At 33.5% G+C, this 10,196-nt stretch carries 3 protein-coding genes and 2 pseudogenes; all 5 read right to left on the bottom strand.

Annotated elements, in window-relative coordinates:
• Window positions 1–216: pseudogene (locus tag GJV76_RS16170) on the bottom strand (gliding motility-associated C-terminal domain-containing protein); the annotation flags it as partial.
• Between the two features lie 420 nt (window positions 217–636).
• A complete protein-coding gene (locus GJV76_RS14465; protein WP_196216238.1) occupies window positions 637–3,192 on the bottom strand; it encodes a DUF7507 domain-containing protein in 2,556 nt (851 codons plus the stop codon).
• A gap of 81 nt (window positions 3,193–3,273) precedes the next feature.
• Window positions 3,274–5,793, bottom strand: coding sequence for an autotransporter outer membrane beta-barrel domain-containing protein (locus GJV76_RS14460; protein ID WP_155093306.1), 2,520 nt, complete (start codon window positions 5,791–5,793; stop codon window positions 3,274–3,276).
• Window positions 5,794–5,814: 21 nt separating this feature from the next.
• Window positions 5,815–8,367, bottom strand: coding sequence for an autotransporter outer membrane beta-barrel domain-containing protein (locus GJV76_RS14455; RefSeq protein WP_155093305.1), 2,553 nt, complete (start codon window positions 8,365–8,367; stop codon window positions 5,815–5,817).
• Window positions 8,368–8,392: 25 nt separating this feature from the next.
• A pseudogene (locus GJV76_RS15750) lies at window positions 8,393–10,196 on the bottom strand (hypothetical protein); the annotation flags it as partial.

Below are 10,196 nucleotides of genomic sequence, written 5' to 3'. Positions count from 1 at the left end.
AGAGCGAACGCGGAAAAAGTTGTGATCCTCTGTATTGTACTTTCCTTGATAAGAATCCTTTTCTCCCTCTGGAGCACTTATACGCGCATAGCGGTACATGCCTTTGTCTCCTTTTGGATACTGAAACTCTTCGTTTCCGATCTTCTCTACAAATCCCTCTGCGTGACTTTTATCACTTGGTTGTAACGCCTGAGCACCTTGGTGAAAAGTTAGCATACCTTGCAAGGAATCAACTTTTACTATCCCTTCTTGAAAATCCACTGAGCCGTAANTCAGGGTTATTTAAAACAATATGATAGAAATCTGATGGCTTGCTTCCCGAGATGATTTGTTTACCTTTAGCCCCTTCATAACGAGTAAAAACAGCTTTTGACTTTGTTGTTAAATCGCTATGAGTATAAAGATTATCGTTATTAAAATTACTATAAAAGTACACGCTACCATCGTTAGAGGTATACCCCTTTTCGGTATTATCAAAATCATAAGTTGTCGATAGTACACCTCCTTCAGCTACATAAATCACCCCTTCATTTATCAACTTTTTATTTTTATCATCATGCACTTGAGCATTTGCCACAGAAGGCAAAGCCATAGAAGTACAAGCAACAATTTTAAATATCTTTTTTGATTTCATATCTAATTGTTTTTAAACTGTTGATAAATATGTGGATTGGTAATAAATACACTTCTTCCTTTTAATATTACAATTGTACATAAAGGACAATCCTTGTCTATACCTGGATGTCCAGGTGTAGTTTCTGGTAATGGATTAGGATCAGTAGAAGTAGATTTTACTACTTTTTGATCTTTATCTTCAGCACTAACCTCGGCGATATTATATACTCCTTTCTTCTTTACATCTTCCATATTGATATTATAAGTAGCAGTGTATACCCATATTTCCTCTTTATCTAACTTACCATCCTTATTAATATCACCACTTACATATTTAACATTTAAAGCAGTTCCTAATTTAGTATCTTTTATAACAATATTTTGTAATGGAACATTCCCTGTATTATAAACTTTAAAAGAATATGTAATTAAATCTTGTACATCAGCATATCCATTTTTATTCACATCTTCAAATACACCCGTTTTTTCTAATTTAATAGAAGGCTTGGCATTTACAATTCCTTCTGCCTCATGACATTTACCTTCAATGTTATTAGTAAGACCATCAGGCCATAATGTTGGACATTTTTCTTTAGTAGCATAAGGTCCACACCATTGAGCATTACCATTAGAAATAGGAGCTTTTCCATCTTCTCCAACTTTATCCATTGTAATCCAAGTAACATTCTCTGCATATGAAATAATAGAATTTCCTCCTCCTGAAGCATCGGATTTATTCACAAAATAAGCATTCACATCACCAACTCCTCTATAATTCACTATAGGATAAGTTGTTGACTGTTGTGTATAAGTACCGCAAACTTCAACAAACGCTCCATCATACATATTAATTACTGCTTTAGCTGTGGATCCAGGATTCTCTTGTAAAAATGATCCAGTCACTGTAAAATATGCTTTTTCATAAAGTGTAATAACTGCATCTTTTCCAGTTGTAGCACATCCAAAAATAGCAGAACCATTAACATCTACCCCACCTGTTGGACATACTTCTAACAATCCTCCATACTGAATGAATGTTCCTTCAACAACTAATTTTGCCCCAGATTGAACATATACCTTTCCTCCTGGATTTAAAATAAAATTGCCTTTATTTAAATATAAATCTTTAGAAACACAAAAAACATCTCCATTAGTAACAATTAGATTTTCGGCTTTCATTTCTTTTGCTCCTACTGGACACCCACAGTTATCAGATGAGCTATTCAATATCTTTGTTTCAACTGTAGCAATATCATTTGTCTCATCTAAATCAGGTGTCTTTCCATTTGCTTTAAATATCGCTGTATTACGTATAATCTTATCATCCGGAATACCTGTTACTATACCTTTAACAATGAAAGTACCTTCACCCATAGCTGCCAAATCAACCGAAATATCTTTTAAATTGTCTTTAGAAAAATTGTGAGCTTTATTCTTTTCGTTTCCATTGTTTTTAAACTCAACTGAAGTAACCTGAAAATGGTTCGGTAATTGATCTTTGAATAATAATCCTTTTAAATCTTTTGTATCTTGATTAAATACATTAATAGTATAAGTCAATTCATCTCCCACGTAGACTTCTCCTTTATCAGCTTCTTTAGTCACGCGTACTCCACCTGGAGTTGTTACAGTGATATTACGTACCTCGTGATAATTATCTGACCCCCCAGTAGAAGCTCCAAAACCTAAAGCTAAATTAGCTGGTGGTGCTTCATCAACCATAAATGGTCCTAAAACTGTTTTAAAATCAGTAGTCTTAGAAATCTTCATACGCAACGTTACTTCATACTGTGTTTTATTGTTAACAGTTTTAGGAAGTATCTGTAAAATTATTCTTCTATAATAAGTATTCTCTGTTGGTCTTTTTGAAACAGACTTTTTATCTAAAGTAAAATTAGAGTCTCCTAGTATATTACCTAAATCTTCCTGTTTAATTCCTTTTAAAAACTTATACTTAGAAGCTTGAGATCCTCTAATAGTTATTGCATTTGGAAATTGATTTTTTTCAGGCCATTTATATGTAAATCCACCACTTTTCTTATCATCATCATTTCCAAAATTTCCAAATTCATCAATCCCGACTCCAATATATCCGCCACTTAATCCTTTACTATTATGCAACTCACTTTGCGCATATCCTAATGAACCTCCTTTTCCTCCTGGTACAAAAGTTTTAGTCCCACCTGGAGCATATGTTGCATCATATAGATAAAAAGAAAATCCATCTGCACCAGTACCTCCCCATATAGAAAACTCTAAATCAAGTACCACTCCCATAGACGAAGGAAAAGTGTTCTTCAACAAAGCATATCCTACCATACCCTTTTTTTTTTGTCTCTTCGGTACCTCCTCTGTAGTAGTTAATCTTAGCCATCCATTCCCTGCTGGATCACCATTTGCAGAAGTTAAATAAGCTGATCCATTTAAAACTAAACTCTTAGCTGAATTCCCTTTTAAGTCTTCAGATATTGTAAATCCAATATTATTCTGGGCAGAGATACTAGTAATGTTTATCAAAAAACAAATTAGTATTAAAACAGAATTCTTATATATAGTTGAAATAATATTATTTTTCATATTCAATGTATTTAACATTTAATTCAAATTTTAAAACATACTACTTGACTGAAACAATCAAGTAGTAATTATTCTATTTAATTATTTCACTACAAAAACAATCGTCATAAATGTAGCTTCATTAGCATTACTTTTCACTTTATAACTAAGTTTACCATCTTCTGTAATTCCTTTTATTTCTAAAACTTCAGAATCATAATGTGTAATATAATAGTATAACTCATTAGCTCCTAAAGTAGGGATATCAACCGGTGAATTAGCACTTCTTAATTTATTGTCTGAAACCTTAAATTGTTTTACGTATTCAGCATGCAAGTCTAATACTGGTTTATCACCTAAAACCGAAGTATCAAATAAGATAGGTGGCATGTAGAATACTTTAGGCATTGATGTCTTAGCTGGTGCTACTGTTTTTAATACGCCGTTCTCATCCGCTACAACTACTTTATCTGTTGATTTTCCAGCGAATTTAGGTTCATTAATATTAGGAACCTGAACTCCTCCATCTCCTTGGATAACAAAATTAACAGAGGCACTACTATCTCCATCGTATGTAGCGTATGTTTCAAAACTGATGTTTTTTGAATAATAAGTCGAGAGTTTAAATCCCTTATCTGCACTTGAATAAATATGTGACCATTCATTATCGTGACTTAGCTTTAGCAAAGATTCAATACCATTACTAGATTTAATATGTGAAATTAAACCTATAGATGACGTTTTATCTCCATACATATTTAAACCTGTATGATCACTATCATAAGTAAAATCATGAGATTGATTACCTCTCTTAAATATTAAAGATATGTTTTTTCCAAAATCGACTGTACGATTACCTGTCAAAGTACCATCATGTGTATAGATATTCTCATAGTTTGGGGTTTTCCACTCTACTTTAGTATCTCCTGATGTTTCTCCATCAACTACTGTTAATACATCGCCTGCTTTACCTCCATCAGTGTTAATTGCTACGTTATAATCTGTAGTATTATTACCCTTATCCGCCAAAGTAACTTTCACTCCTTTTCCTTCAGAGACAGTTGTTAATTTCTGCGCCGCTTGGATAGCTTCATTAGATACATTTACTTTATACTCTGTCGTATTACCTCCTGCTGGATTAACAGATGAACTTACTGTTGTATTTGTCCCATTAACAACAGTAGTAACTTTTTGTCCTGCTTGGATAACGTCCTTTAAATCTACTGAATCTGACTCCACTCCATTAACAGAAGTAACAATTGTAGTTCCATTAACTGTATTTGTAACATTATCAATTAATTTAACTTCAGCTGGCACACCATTTACTGTAGAAACAATAGTATTACTATCTACAGTATCATTATTATCTTTCTTAGTTAAAGTATTTGTAGTTATAGGTACTATATCTGATTGATCTACCCAAGTAACTTTATCACCCTCTTTTGAAGTAATTAATATTTGATTAGGTTCTCCAGGAGTAAGGATATCTATAGCATTTTTCCACTCTAATTTTGATATATTTTTACCAGAATCGCTAATCCCTCCATCAGTAACAAGGATTTGATTTGTGTTCCCCTTCGTCATTGGGAAAGTATATCCCTCTTGTTCATGTTTAAATGTAACACCTTTATCTCCTTCAACACGAACTTGTACTGATTTTCCTTTCTTAATATGACTTAAAAGCCATTGTTCTGAAGTTCCCCAAAGATTAGCAGAATATTGGTCTTTATTTTCATCTACATAACCACCTCCTAAACTAATATCAAAATGCGTTGAGCTAACAGTACCTAATGATAATATAACAGTATTTTTATTATTTTTTGCTATAGTAGCGACACCACTATTGATAGTATATATACCTCCTATTTCGTTTGAACTAACAAAATCACTTAGAGAATTAATCGGTGATTTTGAGGAATACAAGAAGTTTGTAGTTGTTTTTACATCCTCATCAAATAGATTAGTTTCAAAACCAGAGTAAACATCACCATTTTTAGCAACTGTTCTAAAATCTCCTTTAACATCTAAAGTTTTTGTAGCTACATCATCTTTAGTGAATCCAATAGCTACTTTACCTTGTTGATAAATATCTTCATTATTTTTAGAAGCTGCTGTAGTTGTACCTTGTACATTCCATGGTTCAGTAGGTAAATTAGTAGGTACCCATTCTCCTGTTTTACCATCTGCACTTGGTATATAAGTTAGTACCTGATTAGCAGTTGGGGCAACATTTGAAATACTTGTTCCTTGAATAGCTACAACTTTTGTATCTCCTGTTTTACCTGTTACATCACCTTTTAATTCTATCTCTGTAATTTCAGATTGTTTAGCAAAACGGGCCCATTTATCACCGTCCCAATAGTAATAACCTGGTGTAACATCCTTAGATGTAGCTATATTATATACCATCAATGATGTTTCAGGCGCAGTGATAGGCTCTTGATTAGTTGTTTCAACTAAACTAACACGTGGTATCAACAATCCTCTTTTTGAGGATTGTATATCTACTGCTGCTGATCTATGTGGGTTGTCTGTTCCGAATCCTTGTTGTGCTTGAACGGTTTGAGTTCCTAATAAAAGCAATAAACTAAGTCCGGCAAATCCTATGTATGTCTTTTTCATCTTTTGTATTCTATTTTTTTATTAGTTACGTCCAACAACAATCCATTTGGCTCCATTAGACTTTAAAATCCATCCTTGGAATGGCATAGCTCCATAAGCTAAAACAGCGTTTGCTGATTTGATATTTAAATAACCATTATGATTCTCTTTATCATTGACAATCTTAATGCTGATTGTTTGTCCTTCTGTCCCATTAACAGCTGGTAGCATAAGATTAGTATCCTTATCTCCTAAAGTAACTTCAATAACTACTTCCTCTTGATTAATAGAATAGTGTGTATCACCTTCTATAGTAACATCTCCTTCTTTATTGATTGTAATACTTCCTGTAGATTCAGATTTACTAACAGCATATAACTTACCGTCTGTACCGATTTTTACATTTTCTAAAACAGTATCTTTATCTGCAGGCGCATCTAATCCAGTAATAGCTAATGAACCACCTTTAGTATTATCAATTGCTAAAACAGTACTTTTATCAACTCTTCCACCTAATTGAATATCATTACCAGCTTTAGTTAAACCATTACTCGCTGTAACTGTGTTACCTAAAGCAGAAGCATCAATCCATTCTGTTACATAAGTAACTTTACCTTCACTATCTGTAACTTCTTTAGTAACTAATACTTGACCTGCAGTAGTACCTCCTTTTATTTCTATTGTTGTCTTATCTAACAAAGCTTTTGTTCCACCAGTTACAACAATTGATTTAGATTCTAATGCTTTACCTTTAAGAGTCTCACCAGAGATTTCTTTATAAGTAACTCCACCTTTACCATCTGCAACTGGAATCTGTCCTTCTTCTGCAGGAGTAGCTGTTCCATTAGCTGTAGTGTTAGAAGTCATTTTATCTGCTGATACAGCTCCATTGCCTAAGTCAATATTTGCTATTGTACCATCAAGAATCTCTGTAGATGTAATACTTCCTTCTTTAATACTTAGTTGAGTAGCTACTAACACAGCATTCTCTACTTTATTAGTTGTAGATTGGTTATCACCGATAACAATCTTACCATCAGTAGTTAAATCAGCTCCTAATGCCGTAGATACATTTTTATAAGTAACAGTTCCATCAGCATTTGCCACAGGTACAGTTCCTTCTGCTGCTACAGTAGCATTACCATCACCATCTTTACTACCTGCATATAACTTATCTTGTGTTACTGCACCGTCGTTAATTTTATTAGTTGTAATCGCATTATCAGCAATACCTAAAGTCACATCTTTCAATAAAGAGTTAGCAACTTCAAGAGTTGTTCCAACTACATCACCAGCAGTTACCGTAATTCCTTTTCCTTTTAATGTTTTTGCTTTTAATGGATCTGTACCATCTGTACCTTTGTCAATAGCATCTTCAATTAAGTTTTTAGCAGAAGTTTGTTTTAATACGCCACCTTTATCTGCGATAACAATGTTATTATCAGTTACAGGTTTATCAACATGAGCTAATCCTTCTATAGCTAAAACATTATTATCTGTCGTTGTAATACTAGTTTTATCTTCTGTTAAAGCACCACCTAATCCTAATTTAGTAGTTCCATCAGCACCCGTAATCTTTTGAATACCATTAGTTACTTCTACGCCTACTTTATCAGCATCAACCCATTCAGTAACGAATTTGTCTCCTTCTTTTTTAGTAACTAATACTTGACCTGCTTTTTCTCCTCCTTTAACTTCGATATTCACATCTTTTAAAAGAGCTGTAGCAGCTGCAGCACCATCTATTTGAATAGATTTTCCTGTAGAAGTCAATGCTTTTCCATTAATAGCCCCCTTATCAATAGCATCTTCCATTAAATCCTTAGTAGATACATTCTTTAAGATACCATTATCTCCCATTACTACGATATTATGTGTAGTAGCATCGAATTTATTTCCATCGGTAGCATCTTTACCTACTAAAGTTTCTAAACCAGAGATAGCTAATGTATTTTTATCTGTAGTCTTGATTTGAGTAGCTTTTGATAAATCACCACCTAATCCTACATGTACTTTATTATCATTTGGGTCAATTACTGTAGTAATTCCATTATCACCTAGGATAGTTCCGTTAATAAAATCTTGTGGATTAATCCATTTTGAAATATAAATTGGATTTCCATCATCATCTTTTTTACCACTATCTTCAGTAACTAATACTTGTCCTTCTTTTTCTCCCCCTTTTATACTTACTATATATTTAGTATCATGCCCTGTAGTAACAGAATCTACAGCTACATTAGTTCCTGCAGAAACGGTTACAGCACTTCTTGAGTTAGATGATACAAAACGTACCCATCTACCTTTAGTCTCATCATCTTGATCTTCTGTTTCCCAGTAGTAAAATCCTGGAGTTACATCTGCTGCTTTAGCAGTATTATAAACAAATAACGCATTAGCAGGTTTAGATACAGGAAAAGCTATTTTAGTACCTTTTAACTCTAATCTAGGAATCAATAAACCACGTTTACCCGAAACGATTTCTACAGCAGATGATCTATCTGGTGTATTAGTTCCAAATCCTTGTTGAGCGTATATATTTGAAGTTGTTAAAACTGTGAAAGCTACTGTAGCTGATAATATTAATTTTTTCATTATGTATTCTTGTTAAGTAAGGTGATTAAAATTTGTTTACGATTTGCCATATAGTACCATCAGATACTAAATCCCATCCAGAGTAAGGAAGAGCTGTGTATAACTCACTTGCTCCCTCTATGTTTCCTTTTACAGTTACATAGAAATCTTCTTTAGCATCGTTCTTTTTGATTGTATATTTCTTTCCTTTATTTGCTGTTGCATCAGGTAGAGTAACTACTAAGTCTTTAGATTCAGCAAGTACCAAAACAATTACATCTTCTACTTTAGCTGTATAATCTACTTTAGTCTCAACAATAGCATTCATTCCCTCAAGGTTTAAAGAAATAGTAGCCTCATGACGTAGAGCATCTTTACCACCATCATCGATAGTTAACATACCTCCTGTCACTTTAAGATCACCTTTTTTACCTGCTAATTCATTGATTACTCCCTCTACAGTATTAGATACTAATCCGTTATCCTCAGTAGGCTTCGTATAAGTAACATGCTTAGCGTTAACTTTATTATAAGTAACTGTTCCATCAGCATTAGCCACAGGTACCATACCTTCTTCTGCATTTTTAGAAGCTCCATTCCCGTCTGCAACTGTTGCTTTCATTTTATCAGAAGTAACAGACTGTTCACCTAATTTTTCGTTCGTTATTCCTTGGTCTGCTACTTGAATATTAGCATCAGCGAGTAAGGCTTTAATTCCTGTTGTTTTAGCTGTAAATTCAAGACCACCTGATACCACTAAATCACCACTAGTCCCTTCTACTGTTGTTATTTTTTCTAATAATTTCTCTATCGCTCCTTGAACATTTGTTACACCAAGGTTTGTAGAGTTATCATTATAAACAATTGCATTTGCATTCGCGTCGATCTTACCAATTACATCACCATTTGAGTTTTTGAACTCATACACATTCTTTGTGGTATTTAAAGCAACTGATACTTCTTTTGGATCAATTGTTACTCCTGTTTCACCTGTTAATGGTTGCCCGTTTGCATCTATTTCTTTCTCATTATAGTAAGTATAAGTACCATCAGCATTTTCAACTAATGTCGTAACAGTCTCGTTTGCTTTAACAATAGTGCTAAACTTAGTGTTATCAACATTTACCCATGAGTTAGTAGTCTCGTTCCACTCTTGGAAGATAACATCACCTGTTGTAGCATCGTAGACAATCTTGGTAAATCCACCTTTTGATTCCGTTACATATTTAATATACTCATCCACATTAGTGAATGTACGTCCATCAACTATTACAGGCTGTTTAACAATAGTCTCGAATTGCTTAACTACACTTGTTGGAATATCAATGATGGTTTCTGTTCCATCCTCACTTGTGTAAGTATAGGTACCGTCATTATTGTTATTTAACGTAGTTACCGTTTCGTTCTTCTCAACAAAATCTTTAAAATACTCCTCTACTGTAGTATATGTATTTCCATTAACTGTAATTGGTCCTCCATTGATAATTTTGTCAAACTGGTTAATTACAGATTGCGGAACATTGATAGTAACATCTTTACCATTACCATTAGTAAATGTATAAGTACCATTAGTATTGTCTACTAACCCTGCTTTATCAACGCTTCCTAACTCATCTCCATTATCAGCCACTAGCGTTACTTTTCCGTCTCCTTTATCCTGTAACTTTACTCCTGCTCCTTTACCTAGATTATCAGCTAACTTATCTAATGCATCCTGTACATTTTTAGCATCTATTCCTGACTTACTATTGTCGTAGTAGTTATTAGCTGCGTCTGTATTTACAGTAGTAATCACATTGCCTTTTGAATCCTTAAAGTCATATCCTACTACATTACCGTTTGCATCTTTA

It is taken from the genome of Myroides albus (genome assembly GCF_009711045.1).
GTDB lineage: Bacteria > Bacteroidota > Bacteroidia > Flavobacteriales > Flavobacteriaceae > Flavobacterium > Flavobacterium album_A.
Note: the sequence above shows the minus strand (reverse complement) of the source record. Positions and strands in the feature narration are given on the sequence as shown.

Coding starts and splice junctions, on each gene's coding strand:
- GJV76_RS14465 (WP_196216238.1), bottom strand. CDS start 3,192: ATGAAAAATAATATTATTTCAACTATATATAAGAATTCTGTTTTAATA.
- GJV76_RS14460 (WP_155093306.1), bottom strand. CDS start 5,793: ATGAAAAAGACATACATAGGATTTGCCGGACTTAGTTTATTGCTTTTA.
- GJV76_RS14455 (WP_155093305.1), bottom strand. CDS start 8,367: ATGAAAAAATTAATATTATCAGCTACAGTAGCTTTCACAGTTTTAACA.